Source organism: Streptomyces sp. NPDC001889, from assembly GCF_053594535.1.
Genome location: NZ_JBSFER010000014.1, coordinates 105,675 through 126,509, shown reverse-complemented (window position 1 = coordinate 126,509; position 20,835 = coordinate 105,675). Strand labels below are relative to the sequence as shown.

General features: G+C 71.6%; 21 protein-coding genes and 1 CRISPR repeat array. Of the genes, 11 read left to right on the top strand and 10 right to left on the bottom strand.

The window, feature by feature from the left end; all coding sequences use genetic code 11:
* Together ACWCRA_RS17945 and ACWCRA_RS17940 are read left to right on the top strand one after the other, a co-directional pair.
* On the top strand, positions 1-1,095 hold the full coding sequence (locus ACWCRA_RS17945) for a LacI family DNA-binding transcriptional regulator (protein WP_351544134.1): 1,095 nt from the start codon (positions 1-3) through the stop codon (positions 1,093-1,095).
* Between the two features lie 110 nt (positions 1,096-1,205).
* Entirely contained in the window at positions 1,206-2,099 is an 894-nt protein-coding gene (locus tag ACWCRA_RS17940) for a phosphatase PAP2 family protein (protein ID WP_351544438.1), read from the top strand.
* 65 nt (positions 2,100-2,164) lie between these two features.
* Here the strand turns inward: ACWCRA_RS17940 and ACWCRA_RS17935 are convergent, their stop codons facing one another.
* Positions 2,165-3,361 (bottom strand): serine hydrolase domain-containing protein, encoded by a 1,197-nt coding sequence (locus tag ACWCRA_RS17935; protein WP_451068029.1) that lies wholly within the window; start codon positions 3,359-3,361, stop codon positions 2,165-2,167.
* Between the two features lie 413 nt (positions 3,362-3,774).
* On the opposite strand from ACWCRA_RS17935, the gene ACWCRA_RS17930 reads away from it, so the two are divergent.
* A complete protein-coding gene (locus ACWCRA_RS17930) occupies positions 3,775-4,311 on the top strand; it encodes an RICIN domain-containing protein (RefSeq protein ID WP_451068028.1) in 537 nt (178 codons plus the stop codon).
* 48 nt (positions 4,312-4,359) lie between these two features.
* Here ACWCRA_RS17930 and ACWCRA_RS17925 read toward each other — a convergent pair whose 3' ends face one another.
* Together ACWCRA_RS17925 and ACWCRA_RS17920 are read right to left on the bottom strand one after the other, a co-directional pair.
* On the bottom strand, positions 4,360-4,782 hold the full coding sequence (locus ACWCRA_RS17925) for a hypothetical protein (protein ID WP_451068027.1): 423 nt from the start codon (positions 4,780-4,782) through the stop codon (positions 4,360-4,362).
* A 14-nt stretch (positions 4,783-4,796) separates the two neighbouring features.
* Positions 4,797-5,033 carry a hypothetical protein gene (locus tag ACWCRA_RS17920; protein WP_451068026.1) on the bottom strand — a complete coding sequence of 79 codons (237 nt, stop codon included), beginning with the start codon at positions 5,031-5,033 and terminating at the stop codon, positions 4,797-4,799.
* A 120-nt stretch (positions 5,034-5,153) separates the two neighbouring features.
* On the opposite strand from ACWCRA_RS17920, the gene ACWCRA_RS17915 reads away from it, so the two are divergent.
* Both ACWCRA_RS17915 and ACWCRA_RS17910 read left to right on the top strand, forming a co-directional pair.
* Positions 5,154-5,972 carry a helix-turn-helix domain-containing protein gene (locus tag ACWCRA_RS17915; RefSeq protein ID WP_351544149.1) on the top strand — a complete coding sequence of 273 codons (819 nt, stop codon included), beginning with the start codon at positions 5,154-5,156 and terminating at the stop codon, positions 5,970-5,972.
* Complete coding sequence (locus tag ACWCRA_RS17910; protein WP_451068025.1) at positions 5,969-6,247, top strand: DUF397 domain-containing protein; 279 nt, start codon at positions 5,969-5,971, stop codon at positions 6,245-6,247. The genes ACWCRA_RS17915 and ACWCRA_RS17910 overlap by 4 nt, the downstream gene beginning before the upstream one ends.
* Positions 6,248-6,366: 119 nt before the next feature.
* Positions 6,367-7,064: a CRISPR direct-repeat array (repeat unit 28 nt; unit sequence GTGGTCCCCGCGCACGCGGGGGTGGTCC).
* 97 nt (positions 7,065-7,161) lie between these two features.
* Here ACWCRA_RS17910 and ACWCRA_RS17905 read toward each other — a convergent pair.
* A complete protein-coding gene (locus ACWCRA_RS17905; protein WP_451068024.1) occupies positions 7,162-8,412 on the bottom strand; it encodes an acyl-CoA thioesterase/bile acid-CoA:amino acid N-acyltransferase family protein in 1,251 nt (416 codons plus the stop codon).
* A gap of 59 nt (positions 8,413-8,471) precedes the next feature.
* Complete coding sequence (locus ACWCRA_RS17900) at positions 8,472-10,040, bottom strand: amidohydrolase (protein WP_451068023.1); 1,569 nt, start codon at positions 10,038-10,040, stop codon at positions 8,472-8,474.
* A gap of 90 nt (positions 10,041-10,130) precedes the next feature.
* Between ACWCRA_RS17900 and ACWCRA_RS17895 the strand changes: the two genes are divergently transcribed.
* Complete coding sequence (locus tag ACWCRA_RS17895; protein WP_451068022.1) at positions 10,131-10,739, top strand: TetR/AcrR family transcriptional regulator; 609 nt, start codon at positions 10,131-10,133, stop codon at positions 10,737-10,739.
* Positions 10,740-10,911: 172 nt separating this feature from the next.
* On the opposite strand, the gene ACWCRA_RS17890 is transcribed toward ACWCRA_RS17895, so the two are convergent.
* The gene (locus ACWCRA_RS17890) at positions 10,912-13,902 is read right to left on the bottom strand and encodes a bifunctional [glutamine synthetase] adenylyltransferase/[glutamine synthetase]-adenylyl-L-tyrosine phosphorylase (RefSeq protein WP_451068021.1); all 2,991 of its coding nucleotides are present in this window, start codon (positions 13,900-13,902) and stop codon (positions 10,912-10,914) included.
* 222 nt (positions 13,903-14,124) lie between these two features.
* Here ACWCRA_RS17890 and ACWCRA_RS17885 point away from each other — a divergent pair, with 222 nt between their 5' ends.
* Entirely contained in the window at positions 14,125-14,640 is a 516-nt protein-coding gene (locus ACWCRA_RS17885; RefSeq protein ID WP_451068020.1) for a pyridoxamine 5'-phosphate oxidase family protein, read from the top strand.
* Positions 14,641-14,880: 240 nt separating this feature from the next.
* On the opposite strand, the gene ACWCRA_RS17880 is transcribed toward ACWCRA_RS17885, so the two are convergent.
* The 3 genes from ACWCRA_RS17880 to ACWCRA_RS17870 form a co-directional block, all read right to left on the bottom strand.
* Positions 14,881-15,072 (bottom strand): antitoxin, encoded by a 192-nt coding sequence (locus ACWCRA_RS17880; RefSeq protein WP_351544168.1) that lies wholly within the window; start codon positions 15,070-15,072, stop codon positions 14,881-14,883.
* A gap of 165 nt (positions 15,073-15,237) precedes the next feature.
* Positions 15,238-16,155, bottom strand: coding sequence for an SAM-dependent methyltransferase (locus tag ACWCRA_RS17875; protein ID WP_351544171.1), 918 nt, complete (start codon positions 16,153-16,155; stop codon positions 15,238-15,240).
* 236 nt (positions 16,156-16,391) lie between these two features.
* On the bottom strand, positions 16,392-17,753 hold the full coding sequence (locus tag ACWCRA_RS17870) for a glutamine synthetase family protein (RefSeq protein ID WP_351544174.1): 1,362 nt from the start codon (positions 17,751-17,753) through the stop codon (positions 16,392-16,394).
* Between the two features lie 230 nt (positions 17,754-17,983).
* Here ACWCRA_RS17870 and ACWCRA_RS17865 point away from each other — a divergent pair, with 230 nt between their 5' ends.
* The 3 genes from ACWCRA_RS17865 to ACWCRA_RS17855 all read left to right on the top strand — a co-directional run bounded on the left by ACWCRA_RS17865 (position 17,984) and on the right by ACWCRA_RS17855 (position 19,727).
* Positions 17,984-18,355 carry a hypothetical protein gene (locus ACWCRA_RS17865; protein ID WP_351544177.1) on the top strand — a complete coding sequence of 124 codons (372 nt, stop codon included), beginning with the start codon at positions 17,984-17,986 and terminating at the stop codon, positions 18,353-18,355.
* A 65-nt stretch (positions 18,356-18,420) separates the two neighbouring features.
* Complete coding sequence (locus tag ACWCRA_RS17860; RefSeq protein ID WP_351544180.1) at positions 18,421-19,068, top strand: DUF3105 domain-containing protein; 648 nt, start codon at positions 18,421-18,423, stop codon at positions 19,066-19,068.
* Positions 19,069-19,073: 5 nt separating this feature from the next.
* Entirely contained in the window at positions 19,074-19,727 is a 654-nt protein-coding gene (locus tag ACWCRA_RS17855) for a DUF305 domain-containing protein (protein WP_351544182.1), read from the top strand.
* 141 nt (positions 19,728-19,868) lie between these two features.
* On the opposite strand, the gene ACWCRA_RS17850 is transcribed toward ACWCRA_RS17855, so the two are convergent.
* Positions 19,869-20,297: a DUF5990 family protein gene (locus ACWCRA_RS17850; RefSeq protein ID WP_451068019.1), complete on the bottom strand. Its 429-nt coding sequence runs from the start codon at positions 20,295-20,297 to the stop codon at positions 19,869-19,871.
* 114 nt (positions 20,298-20,411) lie between these two features.
* On the opposite strand from ACWCRA_RS17850, the gene ACWCRA_RS17845 reads away from it, so the two are divergent.
* A complete protein-coding gene (locus ACWCRA_RS17845; protein ID WP_351544188.1) occupies positions 20,412-20,831 on the top strand; it encodes a CBS domain-containing protein in 420 nt (139 codons plus the stop codon).
* The last annotated feature ends 4 nt before the right edge of the window (positions 20,832-20,835 follow it).

Sequence of the window (20,835 nt, the reverse complement as noted above, 5' to 3'; positions counted from 1 at the left end):
ATGCGCCCGGTACAGTCCACACCTGTGACCGCACCCGCACGACTGGCAGACATAGCGGCCCAGGCGGGTGTCAGCGAAGCGACGGTGAGCCGTGTCCTGAACGGGAAGCCCGGCGTCGCGGCGACCACCCGGCAGGCCGTGCTGGCCGCACTCGACGTCCTCGGCTACGAGCGCCCGGTGCGGCTGCGCCAGCGCAGCGCGGGCCTGGTGGGACTGATCACACCGGAGCTGGAGAACCCGATCTTCCCGGCGCTGGCGCAGGTGATCGGGCAGGCGCTGACCCGCCAGGGCTACACCCCCGTGCTCGCCACCCAGACCCCCGGCGGGTCCACCGAGGACGAGCTGACCGAGATGCTGGTGGACCGGGGGGTGGCGGGGATCATCTTCGTCTCCGGTCTGCACGCGGACACCACCGCCGATATGCAGCGCTATGAGCAGCTCCGCGCCCAGGGAGTGCCGTACGTCCTGGTCGACGGCTTCTCCCCGAAGGTGCGGGCGCCCTTCATCTCCCCCGACGACCGGGCGGCGATGAAGCTGGCGGTGACCCATCTGGTGTCCCTGGGGCACACCCGGATCGGTCTGGCGCTGGGCCCGCGCCGCTTCGTCCCCGTGCTGCGGAAGATCGAGGGCTTCGTCCAGGTGGTCGGCGACCAGCTCGGCCTGGCCCCGGCGGTGGTCGAGGCGGAGCTGATCCAGCACTCCCTGTACACCCTGGAGGGCGGCCAGGCGGCGGCGTCCGCGCTGATGGACCGGGGCTGTACGGCGGTGGTGTGCGCCAGCGACATGATGGCGCTGGGGGCGATCCGGGCGGCGCGCCAGCGCGGTCTGGAGGTCCCCGACGACATCTCGGTGGTCGGCTTCGACGACTCCCCGCTGATCGCCTTCACCGACCCGCCGCTGACAACCGTCCGCAAGCCGGTACCGGCGATGGGCCAGGCCGCGGTACGCACGCTGCTGGAGGAGATCCAGGGCAATCTGGCCCCTACGGGTTCGGACGGGGCCGCCGCCCCGACGTACGGCGAGTTCGTCTTCATGCCCGAGCTGGTGGTCCGGGGCTCCACGGCCTCGGGCCCCGGCGCGGGCGGACGAGCCTGAGCCCCGACGCGAGGAGGGGCCGGGGTCGTCCTTGAGGGGGAGCGGGTGCGGCGAGGACGGGACCGAGGGATGATCAGTGGGTGGGCGAGCATCTGGCAGACTTTCGTCCCATGGGTGAAACGACCGTGAAAACTATGGAAGGCCGGACGGCCACCACCCCCTCACCCATGGTGGACGAGGACGCCGGGGACCGGGCGGGCACCGCGCCGCCGGGGCGGCTCGCGCGCCTGAGGGCGCTGCGCTCGCCGCGCCGCCCGCGGATATGGTTCGAGATCCTGCTGATCGCGATCAGCTACTGGACGTACTCGCTGATCCGGAACGCGGTGCCGGAGCAGAAGGCCCAGGCGCTGCGGAACGCGGACTGGATCTGGGATTTCGAGAAGTCGATCGGCCTGGCCTTCGAGGAATCGGTGAATCACGCCGTGAACTCGGTGACATGGCTGGTCGTCTCGATGAACTACTACTACGCCACGCTGCACTTCATCGTGACGATCGGTGTGCTGGTGTGGCTCTACCGCTGGCACCCGGGCCGCTACGCGGCGGGACGTCTGGTGCTCTTCGCCACCACAGGCGTGGCCCTGGTCGGTTACTATCTGTATCCGCTCGCACCGCCTCGGTTGATGAACGGGCAGAACTTCATCGACACGGTGCTGGTCCACGAGACCTGGGGTTCGATGGCCTCGGGCGACCTCAAGAACATGTCGAACCAGTACGCGGCGATGCCGTCGATGCACATCGGCTGGTCCCTCTGGTGCGGTCTGATCATCTTCGCGGTGGCGGCGACGCCCTGGGCGAAGGTGCTGGGCCTGCTCTACCCGGCGGCGACCCTGGTGGTGATCGTGGCGACGGCGAACCACTTCTGGCTGGACGCGGTGGGCGGGATCATCTGTCTGGCCTTCGGCTTCGCGGTCTCGTACGCCTGGTACGCGGCGCTGCCGCACCAGCTCCCGAGGCTCCCGGAGCGCGAGACGGGCCGGCGGGGCCTGCGCCCGGCGGAGGCGTAACCGCTCCCCCGCTCCTGTGTGCCATCGGGGCCCCGCCGGATCGCCGGCGGGGCCCCGGGTTCTCCCTAGAGGAGCGGCGCGGGCCGCTTGAGGCCCTTGCTCGCGGTGTTGCCGCAGAACTCGGCCTCGACGGCCCCGCCCATGACGGGGAAGTTCACATTGGTCGTCAGCGTGTGACGGCCGTCGGCGGTGGTGACCGCCTCGGTCCCGGAGCCGATGGTGCCGCCGCTGTGGCTCCACAGCTCCTTGCCGCAGCTGTTGGGCACGGTGTAGATGCCCAGGCCGTAGCCGGCGTAGAAGTCGTCACCGGGGACGGGGATGGTGGTCTTCATCGCCTTGAGCTGCTTCTCCGGCATCAGTTTGCCCCGCATCAGCGAGCTGAAGAAGCGGTTCAGATCCCCGGTGGTGGAGATCATGTCCCCGGCGGCCCACCCCCAGGACATGTTGTTCGCGGTGACGTCATGGATGGTGGTGGCCGCCGGGTCGCGGCTCAGCGTGGAGTAGTCGCGGGAGCTGGGGCCCGGCATGTGCGGGTTGTTCCCGGGGAGGGTGGTGGCGCGCAGCCCCAGGGGCTTGATGATGCGCTGGCGCACCTGGTCCTCGTAGCTGTCGCCGCTGATCTTCTCGATGATCAGCCCGGCGAGGATGTATCCGGTGTTGGAGTACGCGTGCCGTTCCCCGGGCGCGAAGTCGGGCTTGTGCGCGAGGGCGACCCGCACCAGATCGCGGGGCGCGTGGGTGTCGTAGCGGTGCTTGAGGAAGCCGGGCCCGGTGAGGTTGCGCTGCTGGAACGCGGGGTCGCTGGTGTAGTTGAAGAGCCCGCTGGTGTGGTTGAGCAGCTGCCGTACGGTGATCTTCCGCCCGTCGTTGCCGTTGCCCCGCACCAGGCCGGGGAGGTGCTGGTGCACCGAGTCGTCGAGGTCGAGCCTGCCCTCGGCCTCCATCTGGAGCAGCACGGTGGACACGAAGGTCTTGGTGACGCTGCCGATCCTGAACCGGTCGTCCTTCCCGCGCGCCTTGCCCTTCCTCACATCCCCGAGCCCGGCGGTCCCCTGCCAGACCCCGTTCCTGTCGACCGCGCCGGCGGTGACCCCGGGCAGTCCGTCCTTGACCAGGGCCTCGATGGCCTTCTGTGTCGCCTCGTGCCCCTTCGACCCGTTCGGGGTGTCGGCGGCCTGCGCGGGCACCGTGAACGCGGCGGCGGCGACCGCCGCCGCGACGAGTCCGGCGATGCCCGTGCGGGTTATTCGGGACGTGGTCATGGGGTGCTCCTCATGGGTGGTCTCGAAGCCGCCGCGCTGTGGTTCGCGCGGTGCGGCGGGGGGTTCCGGTGAACCGGAGTCACCCGGGATGACCGAGGAGGGGGGTGGGGGAGTTGAGAGGGCGGCGGGCGTTGGCCGGAAGTAGTTGGTGCATGCACGAGTGCTCGGGCCGCACGGGCGTACGGCGCAAGGCGCGCACCCTGGCCTGCGGCTGAGCGCCGCTCTGGCGGAAAGGGGCTCCCCCGGGAGACCGGCTTCCGGCGTCTACCGGGACCGAGGGGACGTGTGCGTCAAGAAGCCCTCGGTGGACATAATCCAATGGTTTCGGACAGTTCATCCGGAGAACGGGTGATGGTGTCTGACATGGGAAGGATGCGCCTGTCCCGGAGGATCAGAGGATCAGAGGAGCAGGCATGAATCCCGGCATGAAGCGGCGCGCCATGAGGCATCTCCCGACGGCGGCGGCCACCGCGTTTCTCCTGGCGGCGGCCTCCACGGCGACGGCGACGGCGGCCCCGGCCGACCGCCCGTCCCCCTCCCCCCGGAGCCCCCAGGCATGGGTCAACCAGAACTCCGGCAAGTGCCTGGAGATCCACGGCAGCGGTACGGGGGACGGCGTGGGCGCCTTCCAGTGGTCGTGCAACGGCGGGGCCAACCAGCGCTGGCTGAACACCGTGGGCGGCACACCGACCGAGATGAGGAACCTCCACTCGGACAAGTGCATAGAGGTGCGCGGGGGCGGTCTGGGCAATGGGGTGGGTGTCGCCCAGCGCACATGCAGCGGGGTGAACTGGCAGAAGTGGCGGATCACCCCGAATGGGGACGGCACCTGGACCATCGTCAACCACAACTCCGGAAAGTGCCTGGAGATTTATGGTGGCGGGTTCGGGGACGGGGTGGGGGCGTTCCAGTGGGACTGCGATGGGAAGGGCCACCAGAAGTGGCGATAGGAGTGGTGGTGGTTCTCCGGGATGCGCGGAGAACCACCCCTTTTCGATTCAGCGAGGGTGAGGGAGGTGAGCTTCGGCTTCGGCTTCGGCTTCGGCGAATTCGAGGGAGGCGAGGACGGCCTCGTACTCCGGATCGACGAAGGCGAAGCTGTGCGCGCCGAAGTGCCCATCGAAGAGCGCACAGGCGTCGTTCGCGCCGGCCGCCTCGCCGTTGTCGGCGGGGCAGTCGGGGAGAAGCCCGACGGCTTCGGGGCTGCGGCCCTCGTCCCACCAGGTCCAGACCTCGCCCCGGCTCGCGTCGTCCAATTCGCGCACGAGGTCGAAATGCGGCCCGTCGGGGTGCTCTTCGAGCCCGCAGCGGAGCCGGGTCACCACTTCGAGCGGATGCCCCTGCTCGGCGGGGGTGATGTCCAGGGCCAGGACGAGCAGCCGCAGGGGAAGGGTGATGGTCGCCCCGCAGATCCGGCGCACGGGAGCCCGCTCCGTCACTTGACCGCCCCCCAGCGGCTCTGCGCGTTGGCCTCAGCGACGGCCGCGCTCATGGCGTCGGACTGGACGGCGGGGGTCAGGTCCTCGGGAAGGGCGTCCCATTCCCGTCCGCCATTGAGCGGCCGGAGCTGGATACGCCCGCCGACCCGGCCCATGACGCGGCCAATGCGCTTTCCGGCCGCGTCCCTGACAACGTCACCTGCGGTCGGTTCATAGGGAGTTCCCGTTGTCATGTCTTTCTGCACCTTTCTCCGGACACATGACTCTTTGTAGTTCTAGAGTCGCTCTGCGCGTGGTGGCGCGACAGGTGTGGCGCCATGACAGGCCGAGAGTCATGAGAGGCGGGTGCGCGCATGACCGCTGAGACCGATGGACCGGACCCGACGAGGTCGTTGCTCGCTTTCTTCGGGTGCGAGTTGTGCCGGATTCGAACTGAGGTGGGGATGTCGCAGGGGAAATTGGCGAGGGCGGCGCATACGACGCAATCGATGATCAGCAAGATCGAGGCGGCGAAGCGGGTGCCGTCGGAGGAGCTGGCGACGGATCTTGATGCCGCGCTGGGGACCGGGGGGCACTTCGGGAGGCTGTACCCGCTGGTGATTCACCATGCGTACCCGTCGTGGTTTCTGCCGTACATCGAGTTGGAGCCGGATGCGACGTCTGTCCGCTCGTTCGAGAACCTCGTCATGCCTGGACTGCTGCAAACGGAGGAGTACGCACGAGCGATCGTGAGTACGGGCGACGCGGTGGACGCTGAGGACTTGGTCGCGGCTCGCATAAGTCGGCAGAGACTGTTCGAACGGGAGGTCCCGCCCAGGCTCTGGTTCATCATGGAGGAGTATGTGCTGCTCAGGCACGTCGGTGGGAGGGCGATCATGCAAGCCCAGCTTCAGCGCCTCCTGGAAGCGGGCAGGGAGTCCCGCACTGTGATTCAGGTGATCCCTCGGAGCGTTCCCGTTCATGCCGCCCTTGCCGGCGCCTTCCAGATCCTGGGCTTCGAGGAAGATCCGGACGTGCTCTATGTGGACGGCTTCTCCCAGGGCCGCATCGCTCTCGACGCGGCAGAGGTGGATGCGGCGGCCCGTGCCTATGATCTGCTCAGAGCCGTAGCCTTGTCTCCCGAGGCGTCAGCCGAGTTGATCGGCGCGCACCTGGAAGGACTGAAGCAATGATCCACGCGAGCGAGTTGCCCGTCGCATGGCACAAGAGCAGCTACAGCGCCAACAATGGCGGGAACTGCGTTGAGGTCGGCGCGAGCACCCTGCCGGTGACCTGGCGCAAGAGCAGCCACAGCACCAACGGTGGAAACTGCCTTGAGGTAGGCGAAGGCATCACCCATGTCGTCCCTCTCCGCGACAGCAAGGACCCGCACGGCCCGGCGCTCATGCTGGCGCCGTCCGCGTTCACGGCCTTCGTCACGGCGGTACGCGAGGGTGAGTTCACCTGAGGGTGGGGCCCGCTGTCGGGGGTACCTGTCCGGGAAGCACCGGAAGGTGTGCAATGCCCGATGCTCAGGAAGTAAAGAGAATCGGGGCCTGGCCTGCGTAAAACCGCAGGTGGCGAAGTGTGGTCCCCGCGCACGCGGGGGTGGTCCCCTTTGGGATTACCTCGATGTATCCAGTGCCAAGTGGTCCCCGCGCACGCGGGGGTGGTCCTTCGCCGCGATGCTCGGCGCTTCCCCGGCCCCCGTGGTCCCCGCGCACGCGGGGGTGGTCCGCTGGGCCCTCTCATTGTGCTCCGCACTGTTCTGTGGTCCCCGCGCACGCGGGGGTGGTCCCGCGACAACGACTAGCCGAACCCCCAAGGAGCAGTGGTCCCCGCGCACGCGGGGGTGGTCCTCCATGACGGTCAGAGTCATCAGGCGGCCTTCCGTGGTCCCCGCGCACGCGGGGGTGGTCCGCTCAAACGCCGTGGTCAGAAGGCTAAGCGCTGGTGGTCCCCGCGCACGCGGGGGTGGTCCCCAGTAGTGAGCCTCGACCACCTCGTAGGACATGTGGTCCCCGCGCACGCGGGGGTGGTCCGTCAGGCTGACGTGTCGGGCCGGCTGCCGTACCGTGGTCCCCGCGCACGCGGGGGTGGTCCCCCTCGCCTGGGCCAAGACCCGCAAGCTGCTGAGTGGTCCCCGCGCACGCGGGGGTGGTCCGTGGGTGCCGACGTCGGCGGAGTACATCCGGGAGTGGTCCCCGCGCACGCGGGGGTGGTCCCGTCCAGAAGCCGCTGCAAGGGGGTGCGGGGGGTGGTCCCCGCGGCTGCGGGGGTGGACCTCCACCACAGCCTTGGGCGGGTGGGTGGGAGGCGAAGGGCTCCCGGAACCCGGGGCTCAGGCACAAGGCCCCCCGGGCCAAGCCCCCCGCAGGGGGCTCAGCGGGTCAGCACTCGCAGGACCTCCGGCCACGCCTGTGCGCGGGCCTTCGCGTCCGCCGGGCGGCTCCCTCCCATGGAGATGAAGTCCTGGAGGTCCGCCGCCCACGAGAACGTGCTCCGGGGGGTGTACGGGTACGAGTTCAGGGCGTGGCCCGCCCCGGGGTGGATCAGGGCGCGGTGCGGCTCCGCGATACCCCGGCGGGCGGCGATCGACTCGGAGGACTTACGGGTGTCCCACAGCGTGTCCTTCCCCCCGGCTATCGCGAGGACCGTTCCGCGCACCTGGTCGTACGGGATCGGGAACCCCTCGGGGAAGGGCTTCCCGCCCCGCAGCCAGGCGGGCTTCGACATGTCGGGGAAGCCGGTCACGATCCGGTCCGTCGGTGCGAACACGACCGCGTCGCGGACGACGTCCGGGTAGTACTGGGCCAGCAACTGGGCCGGCTCCGTCCCCCGGGAGGCCCCGATGGCCACCACCCCGCCGGGCTTCGCCCCGGGCTGCCTCGCCACCAGGCGGGCCCCTTCGGCGAAGTACTCCAGGGGAATGTTCGCCAGCTCCTTCGGGAGGCCGTCGCAGCCGAAGTAGCAGAGGGAGAGCGTGGGGTGGCCGCGCGAGGCGAGGAGCGCGGCCTCGGGGCGCGTGTAGTCCCCGCCGCCCTCGGACCCGCCGAAGATCAGTACGGGGGCCCGCTTCGGGGTGCCCTGCGGCGGCTGGTAGAGCCGCCCGGCGACCTTGTCCTGCTTCAGCAGGAGCGCACGCGAGCCGACCCCCTCGGCCATCCGGACGCGGGTGATCTCGCGCCGGGCGGCGGGCCGGTCGTCCCCGGTGGCCGACAGCAGGACCGTGAAGTCCCTCTCCTGTTCCGGGAAGAGCTGCTCGAACGACCTTCTGGACTCGCCTCCGGGCGGCGCCTTCATGGACCAGAAGAGCCCCATCCCGTCGGCACCCGCGTACGTCCCCGAGAGCGGCTTCGCCCGGGTGAGGTCGACCACGCCCCGCCGGTCCGCCGTGAAGCGGGCCTCCCCCTTCCAGGTGCCCGCCCTGTCGTCCGCCTCGGCGGTGACGGTCACCCTCTCGCCCGCGTTCAGCCCGGTGATCCGTATCCGCACCGCTTCGTCCACGAGGGTGACGGGCCTGTCCACCTCGATGGCCGCGGCGGCGCGCTTCTGTTCCCCGGCTGAGCAGCCGGTGGCCAGCAGAGCCAGCGCGACCAGTCCCAGCAGCCCCTTGGCTCCCCTGAATCCCATGGCGGGATTCTGCGCCAGGGCGACCGGGCGAGGAAGGGACCATCACGTGATCACGCTGCTCAGGCCCGGTGCACGACCCTCCCCGCGGTCACCGTCAGCACCACCGGCGCGTCGCCGAGTTCGTCGGCGTCCGCCGCCACGGGGTCGATGGCGAGGGCGGTGAGGTCGGCGCGGTGGCCGGGGGTGATCCGGCCCGCGATGTGCTGTTCGCCCGCCGCGACGGCGGCGTGGGTGGTGAGGCCCTCCAGGGCCTCCTGGCCGGTGAGGCCGGGGCCGGCGGCGGCGCCCCGGGGGGTGCGGGCGGTGGCCAGGATCTGGCGGGCGTCGAAGTGCGCGATGGGCCAGTCGGAGCCGAGCGCCAGGACCGCGCCCGCGTCGCGGAGGTCGCGCAGACGCCAGGCGTGGGAGGCCCGTTCGGCGCCGAGCCGCTTCGACCACTCGTCGGTGTGGTCGGTCCGGGTGTACGCGGCGTGCGGGGGCTGCATCGAGGCGCTCACCCCGAGCCGGGCGAACCGGCCGAGCTGCCCGTCCGGGACGGTCTCGATGTGCTCGATCCGGTGGCGCGGCCCGGTGGGGCCGAGGGATTCCACGGTGTCCAGCACATGGCGTACCGCAGCGTCGCCGATCGCGTGGGTCGCCGTCGCGACCCCGGCGCGGTGCAGGACCCGTACCGCCGTGCTGTACGCGGCGGGGTCGGGCCAGAAGGCGTCCGTGCCCTCGCCGTGGCAGTCGGCGTGCTCCAGCCAGGCCGTGCCGCCCTCCACGGTGCCGTCCATGAAGAACTTCACCCCGCCGACCCGCCAGGTGCGGCCCCGCTCGCGCTGGAGCGCGACGAGTCCGCCCAGTTCGGCGGGGCCGGCGCCGGGCATGCACCAGGGGGCGAGGCGCAGGCGCAGCGGGAGTTCGCGCTTCTCCTCCACGGAGGTGAGCAGCCGGAGGGTGTCGCCGTCGAGGTCCATCACATGGGCGGAGGTGAGTCCGGTGGCGGCCATGGCGGTGAGGAGTTCGATGAGGCGGTCGCCGCGCTCGGCCTCGGGGGTGCCGGGGAGCAGGGGCGCGACCAGGTCCATGGCGGCGGACTCGACGAGGTGCCCGGTGGGGCGGCCGTCGCTGTCGCAGACGACGCTGGCCCGCTGGTCGAAGGCGCGCGGTCCTTCGATGCCGGCGAGGGTCAGGGCCCGTTCGCTGACGAGGGCGGAGTGGCCGTCGTACAGGCGGAGGTGGGCGGGGGCGCCGTCGACGGCGCCGGCGATGAGGGAGTGGTGGAGGGGGCGGCCCTCGAAGGCGTTGTGGTCGAGGCCGTGGCCGAGAATCCAGCCGTCGGCACGGGGGGCGGCACGGAGCGCGGCGTTCAGCTCCGCCAGGGTGGTGACGGCGGAGAGATCGGTGCCGGTGGCCAGCTCCAGGCCCCAGACGGGGTGGCTGTGGGCATCGGTCCAGCCGGGGGTGAGATGGGCGCCGGCGAGGTCGGCGGTCTCGGTGCCGGGGCCGCGCCACTCCCGTACATCGCGCTCGTCGCCGACGGCGGCGATCAGCCCGTCCTTGACGGCGACGGCGGAGGCGTACGGGCGGCCGGGGTCCAGGGTGCGGACCCTGGCGCCGGTCAGGACGAGGTCGGCTGTGGGCACGGTTCACTCCATAAACCTAAAGGGTTTCGGTTTTGGCAATGTAACCTCCGGGGGACGCAGCGGGGAAGAGTCGGCGGGGAGAGAAACACCATGGGACGGCCGCGCACACCACTGATCGACCGGCAGCGGATCACCACGGAGGCGCTGCGGCAGGTGGACGGGACGGGCGGGTTCAGCGTGCCGGAGATCGCGCGGCGGCTGGGGGTGCGGACGGGGTCGATCTACCACCATGTGGACGGGCGGGAGGGGATCGTCGAGCTGCTGCGGGAGCGGGTGTGCGAGGCGATCGACGCGTCGATGCTCGGGACGCTCCCCTGGGACGAGGCCCTGCCGGCCTGGGCCCGCTCCTACCGCGCGGCCTTCGCGGCGCACCCGAGGGTGATCCCGCTGCTGCTGGCGTCCCCGGTGCGGGCGCCGAGGGTGCTGGCGCAGTACGAGGCGGTGGTGGGGGTGCTGCTGGGGGCGGGGTTTCGGGTGGGAGAGGTGATGCGGGTGATTGTGGCGCTGGAGAACGTGGTGCTGGGGGCGGCGCTGGAGGGGGCGGGGCCGGAGGGGATGTGGGAGTTGGGAGAGGAGGGGGGGAGGGTGCCGGGGTTGGTGCGGGCGCTGGAGGCGGAGCCGGAGGGGCGGGCGGAGGCCGCGTTCGAGCTGGCGCTCGGTGCCTGTGTCCGGGGTTTCCGGGAGCTGCTGCTCCCGTGACCCGCCGCCGAGCCGAGGCGCGCCATCCAGCCCCTCCGGCGATTGAGGAGCGGGGGCTCGGGGGCCGGCCCCCGCCCCGGACCCGCACCGTGCGGGTCTCCTGTCGCACAGGGCCGTCCCCGGACGCGGGACCGGTCCGGGCTGCCCGGTCCCGTGGAGCGGGGTCCCGGGGTCAGGCGTCGTAGAAGAGACTCTCCATCACCGCGCGGGCGCGGCGCGTGGTGCGGCGGTAGTCGTCCAGCATGTCCCCCACATGCCCGGGCTCGTACCCCAGATACCTCCCCACCGCCGCCAACTCCCTCCCGTCCGACGGAAACGTGTCCCCCGCCCTGCCCCGCACCAGCATCACCCCGTTCCGCACCCGCGAAGCCAGCACCCACGCCTCGTCCAGAATCTGCGCGTCCTCCGTGGAGATCAGCCGCGCGGCGTGCGCCGCCGCCAGGGCGCGGCGGGTGCGGGTGGTGCGCAGGCCCGGTTCGGCCCAGGCGTGGCGCATCTGGATGAGCTGGACCGTCCACTCCACATCGCTGAGCCCGCCCCGGCCGAGCTTGGTGTGCAGGGTGGGGTCGGCGCCGCGCGGCATCCGTTCGGACTCCATCCGGGCCTTCAGCCTGCGGATCTCCCGTACCGCGTCCTCCCCGAGCCCCTCCAGGGGATAGCGCAGCGGGTCGATCAGCTCGATGAAGCGGGCACCCAGCTCCCGGTCCCCCGCCATCGGCTCGGCGCGCAGCAGCGCCTGCGCCTCCCATCCGAGGGACCAGCGCCGGTAGTAGGCCTCGTACGACGCGAGGGTGCGGACCAGCGGGCCGCTCTTGCCCTCCGGGCGGAGGTCGGCGTCGATCAGCAGCGGCGGGTCGGCGGCGGGGAGCTGGAGGAGCCGCCGCATCTGGGTGACCACCGCGTTCGCGGCGTTCCGCGCCTCCTGTTCGTCGTCGCCCTCGCGCGGCTCGTGGACGAAGAGGACATCCGCGTCGGAGCCGTACCCCAGCTCGTGGCCGCCGAAGCGGCCCATCCCGATGACGGCGAACCGGGTCGGCAGCCGGTCGCCCCACTGCTCCCCCACCGCCGCCCGCAGCGCGCCGGCGAGTGTCGCCGCGTTGAGGTCGGTGACGGCGTTGCCGACCTGGTCGACCAGGGCGCCCGTGTCCGTCTGCGCCGGGTTCTCCTCGGTGCCGTACGAGCCGATGAGGTCGGCGGCCGCGGTCCGGAACAGCTCCCGCCGCCGCACCCCGCGCGCCACCGCGACCCCGGCCTCGGCGGTCTGCGCCCGGCCGACGGCCGCGAGGATCTCCGGTTCCAGGTGCTCCCGGCCGCGCGGCTTCAGCCCGCCGGGGTCGCCCAGGATGGCGACCGCCTCGGGGGCGCGCAGCAGGAGGTCGGGGGCGAACCGTCCGGCGGAGAGCACCCGCGCGAGATTCTCCGCCGCCGCGCCCTCGTCGCGGAGCAGCCGCAGATACCAGGGCGTCTTGCCGAGCGCGTCGGAGACCTTGCGGAACCCGAGGAGCCCGGCGTCCGGGTCGGCGGAGTCGGCGAACCAGCCGAGCAGCACCGGCAGCAGCGTCCGCTGGATGGCGGACTTGCGGGTGACGCCGGAGGCGAGCGCCTCCAGATGGCGCAGGGCGGCGGCCGGGTCGGCGTAGCCGAGGGCCTCCAGTCGCTGCCCGGCGGCCTTGGTGCTCAGCCGGGCCTCGCCGGGCGCGAGCTGGGCGACGGCGTCGAGGAGCGGCCGGTAGAAGAGCTTCTCGTGCAGCCGGCGCACGACGGAGGCGTGCCGGCGCCACTCGCGGTTCAGCTCGAAGACGGGGTCCATCCGCATGCCGAGGGAGCGCCCGAGCCGGCGCAGATCGGCCGGTTCCTCCGGGACGAGGTGGGTGCGGCGCAGCCGGTAGAGCTGGATGCGGTGCTCCATGGAGCGGAGGAAGCGGTACGCCTCGTCGAGCTGTCCGGCGTCCGCGCGGCCCACATAGCCGCCGGCGGCCAGCGCCTGGAGGGCCTTCAGGGTGGAGCCGCTGCGCAGGGTGGTGTCGCTGCGCCCGTGCACCAACTGGAGGAGCTGGACGGCGAATTCCACGTCCCGCAGCCCGCCGGGTCCGAGCTTCAGCTCCCGTTCCACCTCGGCGGCGGGGATGTTGTCGATGACCCGGCGGCGCATCTTCTGGACGTCGGGGACGAAGTTCTCCCGCTCGGCGGCCTGCCAGACGAGCGGGGAGACGGCGTCGATGTACGCGTCGCCGAGTGCGGGGTCCCCCGCGACGGGCCGGGCCTTGAGAAGGGCCTGGAACTCCCAGGTCTTGGCCCACCGCTGGTAGTAGGCGAGATGGCTGGAGAGGGTGCGCACCAGGGGGCCGTTGCGCCCCTCGGGGCGCAGATTGGCGTCCACCGGCCAGATGGTGCCCTCGACGGTGGTCTCGGAGCAGATCCGCATCAGATGGGAGGCGAGCCGGGTCGCGGCCTGGATCGCGGGGTTCTCCTCGGCGCCGCCCGCCGGTTCGGCGACGAAGACGACATCGACGTCGGAGACGTAGTTGAGTTCATGGCCGCCGCACTTGCCGAGCGCGATCACGGCGAGCCGGCAGAGCGCGGCGTCCTCGGGCGCGGCGGCGCGGGCGATGGCCAGGGCGGCGCGCAGGGTGGCGGTGGCGAGGTCGGCCAGTTCGGCGGCGGCCTCGGCGACATCGGTGGTGCCGCAGACGTCGCGCGCGGCGATGGCGAGCAGACAGCGCCGGTAGGCGATCCGCAGCGACACGGGGTCGTCGGCACCGGCGAGGCCCTGCTCGAACTCGGCGACGCCGGGGTGCAGATCGACCGACTCCCAGGTGGTGAGGGCCTGCCAGTCGCCGGGGTGGCGGGCGAGGTGGTCGCCGAGGGCCTCGGAAGCGCCGAGGACGCCGAGGAGCCGGTCGCGCAGGGGTTTCGCGGTGACGAGGGTGTCGAGGAGTACGCGGCGGTCGGCCTCCCGCTCCGCGTCGACCAGGCGGACCAGGCTGCGCAGCGCGAGATCGGGATCGGCGACCGCGCCGAGCGCCTCCAGCAGTACGGCGTCGTCGTGGACGGCCGCCATGTCGGGGAGGTCGAGCAGCCGCTCGGCGACACCGGGGTCGGTGAAGCCGTGCCGCAGCAGCCGTGTGAAGGTACTGCTCCTGCGCCCGGGTGCCGCCGTCATGGTCGCCGTCTCCTCGTTCTGGGAGGGGTGCCGCATCACCCGTCCCGTGTCTCGCGCACCGCGCCCCGTCCTGCGATCAAGGCCCGTGGGACCGAGACTAGCCGCAGGGCGGCCCCGCCGAACGAAATGATCATCCCTGGAGCGATGAGTACCGGCCGCTCCGGCGGTCGGCACCACGGCGGCACGACGCCGGCACCGCGCTTTCGAGGAGAGGTCACGACCATGACGGAGACAGTCCCGCGCACCCAACTGGACGCCCGCTACAGCGAGGAGGGGGCGGCGGCCGAGGGGTGGTCCGGCGCGGTCGGGCGGCTGACGGCGGCGGAGGTCTTCTGGCTGTCGACGGTACGCCCGGACGGCCGCCCGCATGTCACCCCGCTGATCGCCGTCTGGCTGGACGGAGCGCTGCACTTCTGCACCGGGCCCGACGAGCGCAAGGCGCTGAACCTCCGGGAGAACCGGGAGGTGGTGCTCACCACCGGCACCGACACCCTGAGGGAGGGATTCGACCTGGTGGTGGAGGGGGAGGCGGTCGCGCTGACGGACGAGGCCCGGCTGCGGGAGGTGGCCGCCGCGTTCCTCGGGAAGTACGGCGAGGAGTGGACCTTCGAGGTCCGGGACGGCGCCTTCGTGGGCGACGGCGGCCGGGCCCTGGTGTTCCGGGTGGAGCCGCGCACGGCCTTCGGATTCGCCAAGGCGCCCTATGCCCAGACCCGCTGGCGGTTCACCCGGCCGTAGTGGCCGCGCGCTGACGCGGAGGGGCGCGGAGGCGAAGGAGCGCCGGCGCGGAGGAGGTGCCGGCGCGGAGGAGGTGCCGGCGGGTCACCGCCCGCCGGCACCTCCTGTCGCTCACCGGTCGCCCTCCGGTCACCGCTCCCGGCTCTCGCCGGTGATCCGGGCCGGGCAGCCGCTGTCCGGGCCGCGCGGGCGGGCGCCGCCGCTGTCGCTGTCGCTGTCGCCGGGGCCGTACCGGCCGGGTCAGACCTGTGGCGGCTGGTCCTTGCGGCCCGTGCCGTACTGGTCCTTCAGCTTGTCCTGACCGGTGTCGACCTGGCGGCTGTACTTGCCCTGGGTCTTGGAGTCGACGGCGTCTCCCGCCTTGTCGACCCCCTTGTCGACCTGGGACTCGTGGCCCTTGAGCATCTGCTTGAGCTTGTCCATCACGGACATGGGTCATCCCTTTCACCGCGTTTCCCCCACGTCTCCAGGGTCACCGCACACCCCGGACTCCGCATCCCGGGGAGCCGCGGCCACCTCGCGCGGCTCCCCGGACGCCCCGGACGCCCCGGACGCCCCGGACCGGCCGGTTCCGCCGGGAGGGAGGGACAGGCGGGGTCAGGGCTTGACGGCGACCATCCCGCAGATGTTGATGTCGGTCTCGGTCACATCGTGGATGTCCAGGTACTTGGTGCGGTCCAGCTCGTCCAGCTCCTCGGCCCCGTCCCCCGCTCCGGCGGGCTCGGCGGTGAGCCGGACCGCGTCCGGCGCGTGGTCCGGGCGCCAGCGGTAGGTCTGGACGACTCCGGGCTCGACGATCTCCAGTCCGTTACGGGTGGCGAACTCGGCGACCCGCTCCCGGCTGCGCAGGACGAAGTCGACCCCGCGCCCCTTGTAGGACGCGGCGACCGCGCGGGCGGACTCGGGGTTGAAGTCGTCACTGAGGTGGCTGAAGATCAGCGCGCTGCCGGACGGCAGGGCGTCGAGGAGGTTCTTGGCGGCCCGGTGGGCCGGCTCGTCCTCGACGAAGTGCAGAATCGCGGCGAGGACCAGGGCGACCGGCCGGTCGAAGTCCAGGGTCCGCGCCGCGCCGCTCAGGATGTCGGCGGGCTCGTGCAGATCGACATGGAGGTAGTCGGTGCGGCCCTGGGGCCCGGAGGCGAGCAGGGCGCGGGCCTGGGCGAGGACGACGGGGTCGTGGTCGGTGTAGACGACCCGGGACTCGGGGGCCAGGCGCTGGGCGATCTGGTGGACATTGTCCTGCGTGGGCAGGCCGGTGCCTATGTCGAGGAACTGGCGTATGCCGGCCTCGGTGACCAGGTGGGTCACCGCCCGCCGTAAGAAGTCGCGGTTGTGGCGGATGTCGAGGTACCCGCGGGGATTGTGGGCGAGCGCCGCCTTGGCGGCCTCGCGGTCGACCGGGAAACTGGCGCTCCCGCCGAGAAAGACATCGTAGATCCGGGCCGTGTGCGGCTTCGATGTGTCGATGTCGCGCAGCGGGTCGGCGGGGTCGTGGGCGCGGGTGGCACCGGGCATGAGGACTCCCTGAAGATCGTCGAAGGCTTCAGCATCGGAACTTCCACATCACTGTAGATGCCGGACGCGATCACAGACAGACCGCCCTTTTCGGCGTATCCCCTGCTGGGAAAGGGGAGTTGGGGAGCCTTGGACGAGAGGCCCCCGCCGGCGGCCGGACCGCTCCGGCCACCGCCGGGGGCCACCTGCGGGGGACGGCCGCCTGCGGGGGACGGCCGCATGGCTGCGGCGCGGGACTACAGCACCGGCAGGTTCTTCCGCAGCTCGAAGGCGGTGACCTCGGAGCGGTACTCCTCCCACTCCTGCTTCTTGTTGCGGAGGAAGAAGTCGAAGACATGCTCCCCCAGCGTCTCGGCCACCAGCTCGCTCCGCTCCATCAGGGCGATCGCCTCGCCCAGGTTCTGCGGCAGCGGCTCGATGCCCATCGCGCGGCGCTCGGCGTCCGACAGCGCCCAGACGTCGTCGTCGGCGCCCGGCGGCAGCTCGTACCCCTCCTCGATGCCCTTGAGGCCCGCCGCCAGCAGGACCGCGTAGGTCAGATAGGGGTTGGCGCCGGAGTCGATGGAGCGGACCTCGACCCGGGAGGAGCCCGTCTTGCCGGGCTTGTACATGGGGACGCGGATCAGCGCGGAGCGGTTGTTGTGGCCCCAGCAGATGTACGAGGGTGCCTCGCCGCCGGCGCCCGCGCTGCGGGCCGAGCCGCCCCAGATGCGCTTGTAGGAGTTGACCCACTGGTTGGTGACGGCGGAGATCTCCGCCGCGTGCCGGAGCAGACCGGCGATGAAGGAGCGGCCGACCTTGGAGAGCTGGTACTCGGCGCCGGACTCGTAGAAGGCGTTGCGGTCGCCCTCGAAGAGGGAGAGGTGGGTGTGCATCCCCGAGCCGGGGTACTCGCTGAACGGCTTCGGCATGAAGGTCGCCTGGACACCCTGCTCCAGCGCCACCTGCTTCATCACCAGCCGGAAGGTCATGATGTTGTCGGCGGTGGAGAGCGCGTCCGCGTACCGCAGATCGATCTCCTGCTGGCCGGGGGCGCCCTCGTGGTGGCTGAACTCCACCGAGATGCCCATCGACTCCAGCATGGTGATCGCCTGGCGGCGGAAGTCCATGCCGACGTTCTGCGGGGTGTGGTCGAAGTAGCCGGAGTTGTCCGCGGGCGACGGGCGGCTGCCGTCCAGCGGCTTGTCCTTGAGCAGGAAGAACTCGATCTCGGGGTGGGTGTAGAAGGTGAAGCCCAGATCGGAGGTCCGCGCCAGGATGCGCTTGAGGACATAGCGCGGATCGGCGAAGGACGGCGAGCCGTCGGGCATCAGGATGTCGCAGAACATCCGGGCGGTGCCGGGGGCCTCCGCGCGCCAGGGGAGGATCTGGAAGGTGGCCGGGTCCGGCTTGGCGATCATGTCGGACTCATAGACCCGGGCGAAGCCCTCGATCGCCGAGCCGTCGAAGCCGATGCCCTCGTCGAAGGCCTGCTCCAGCTCGGCGGGGGCCACCGCGACCGACTTCAGGAAGCCGAGCACATCGGTGAACCACAGGCGCACGAACCGGATGTCACGCTCTTCGAGCGTGCGGAGCACGAATTCCTGCTGCTTATCCATTTCCACCCAATCCTTGCTGGTCAAGCCGCCTGCTCCCCCGAGCATCCCATCCATGGGTTTCCGGCACATTGCGAACCCCGGGCCGAGCCCCATTGTGGGTCAGCGGTCCCGGGGAAACGAGCCCGGAGGTCCCGGACCGGTCCCGCACCGGGCCCGCACCGGTCGCGGGGTGGCCGTATCCCCGCCCCGTATGAGGTGCGCGGCGCCCGTGCTCGCTACGATCTGCGAGCATGGGGGGTTCGCCGCTCGGGCCGATAGCCCGCACCAGGCGTCCCACGGCGCTGCTGAGCGCCGTGGCGACGTTCCTCGGCGCGCTCTTCATCTGCCTGGGCCCGGCCGCCGAGCACCACTCCACCACGGTCACGCTCGCCCTCTCGGCCGAGCAGGTGCCCGCCTTCTCGTGCCCGTACGACCGGGGTGCCTGCGGGCTGCTGCCGGTGGCGGGACCCGCGGTGCTGACCGCGCCGCCGCCGGACGCCCCGCCGGCCGCCCGGGAGCCGCTCCCGCGCCTCGGGCAGCTCGACCGCCGGGGGCCGACGGCGCTCGCCATGGCCCAGCCGCGCGCTCCTGACCTGTACGTCCTTCAGGTGCTGCGGACCTAGACACCCCCGCTTCCGCATTCGCCCGCGTACCCCCCTTGATCATCTCTCCCGTGAAGGACGACACCATGGCTTCCCGTAAGAACAGCGACGACCGCCGCGCCCGCATAGAGGCCATGCGCCGCGCGGAGCAGTCCCGCGAGCGGCGCAGCCGCATCATCACGATCGCCCTCAGCGGTGTGGTCGTGGCCGGTCTCGTCGGCTTCGGCGTCTATGTCCTCAACAAGGAGTCCGAGGAGAAGGAGCAGGAAGTCGCGATGGCCAAGGAGCCCATCGCGCAGGAGAAGTCCTGGGACGCCAAGAAGCTGGGCCGCAACCATGTGGACAAGACCGTCAGCTATCCGCAGAAGCCGCCGGTCGGCGGGGACCACCACCAGGCGTGGATGAACTGCGACCGCAATGTCTACAAGGAGCCGATCCCCAACGAGAACGCGGTGCACTCGCTGGAGCACGGCGCGGTGTGGGTCTCCTACAACGACAAGGCGCCCCGGGCCGAGGTGAAGAAGCTGGAGGACAAGGTCAAGAAGACCTCGTACACGATGATCAGCCCGGTCAGGGACCAGGCCGACCCGATCATGCTGACCGCGTGGGGCAAGCAGGTGAGCGTGGACAGCGCCGACGACAAGCGCGTGACGCAGTTCTTCGGCAAGTACATCCAGGGCCCGCAGACCCCTGAGCTGGGCGCGGCCTGCACCAACGGGGTCAGCGGCAAGTGAGGGGGATGACGCGTACGCACGGGGCCGCGATCGCGGCGGTGGTGCTCGCCCTGCTCTTCGCGGGCGCCGCGACGGTCGCCTCCGCCGGTGACGGCGAGCGCTCCGGGCCCGCCACCCCGGTGTCGGGCTCGGCGGACGCCGGGTTCGCGCGGGACATGTCCATCCACCACCAGCAGGCGGTGGAGATGTCGTTCATCGTCCGGGACCGCACGGACGACGAGGACGTGCGCCGTCTCGCGTACGACATCGCCAACACCCAGGCCAACCAGCGCGGCATGATGCTGGGCTGGCTGGATCTGTGGGGTCTGCCGAAGGTCGCCCCGGACGCCGAGCCGATGGCGTGGATGGCGGACGGGGAGGGCGGGCACGGCGGTCACTCCATGGCGAAGGCCGAGGAGGGGTCGCTGATGCCCGGGATGGCGACCGATGAGCAGCTCGCCCGGCTGGGGAAGCTCAGCGGGAAGAAGGCGGAGATCGAGTATCTCCAGCTGATGATCGTCCACCACAACGGCGGGGTCGACATGGCCGAGGGCTGTGTACGGCTCTGCGCCGTGGGAGCGGAGAGGACGCTCGCGCAGGGGATGGTGGACGCCCAGCGCTCGGAGGTCGAGCTGATGGTGGATCTGCTGCGGGAGCGCGGCGCCCAGGTCCGTACCTGACCACGCGTGGCGGACCGACCCGTGTCCCGGCCCCGGCGGTTCGTCCGCCGGGGCCGGGCCCGTGCCGGAGGCCGTCAGGAGCCGGGGGCCGTGCCGGAGGCGTCAGGGGGCGGGGCCGTGCCGGAGGCCGTCAGGGGGCGGTCAGGGACCAGGTGACCAGGTGACCAGGGGTGGGCGGAGGCCGGCGCACCGGGGCAGGCCCTGGTCGTCGGTGAGGCCGAGCACCGTCTCGGCCGTGCCCCCGTCCGCCGCCCCGGGGGGCAGATCCGCCAGGAAGAGCTTCGCGCGCCGGAACATGGTGAACTCCCCGCCCGGCGGCAGTTCGCCCCAGGTGAGATAGACGAACCGGGCGCCGCGCCGGCCCTGCGCGTACGGGCCCCGGAAGTCGGGCGTGCCGTCGGCGGCGGTGACGGTCTCGACCGGGATCTCGAAGACCGCCTCGGCGGCGTCCGCGCGCACCAGCTGGTCGGGCTCGCGCCCGCGCTGGGTGCCGAGGTGGACGTGCCGGTACCCGCCGCAGTCGGCGCCGGGCAGCTCGCGCGCCGTGATCCGCAGGGTCAGCTCCGCCATCGCGCTCCCTCTCCCCCATCACCCGTTTGGCCTACACCGGTCGCGTACTCCGAATGGCCCCGCGGACGATGGTCTGGCCTGTACACAGACCGCCCGTGAGGAGGCGCGTACACCATGACCACCGCCAAGGACATCATGCACCCCGGGGCCCAGTGGATTCCCGCGCACGAGACGCTCGACCGGGCCGCGCAGCTGATGCGCGAGCTGAACGTGGGCGCGCTGCCCATCGCCGACGCCGATGAGCGGCTCTGCGGCATCCTCACCGACCGGGACATCGTCGTCGGGTGCGTGGCCATGGGCCACGACCCCGCGAAGGTGACCGCCGGGGAGATGGCGCGGGGCACCCCGCGCTGGGTCGACTCGGGCTCGGGGGTGGAGGAGGTGCTCCGGGAGATGGAGGGGCACCAGATCCGGCGGCTGCCGGTGATCGAGGACAAGCGGCTGGTCGGGATGATCAGCGAGGCGGATCTGGCGGGGCATCTGTCGGACGAGCAGCTCGCGGGGTGGGTGGAGCGGGTCTACGCCAGGGGGTGAGCCT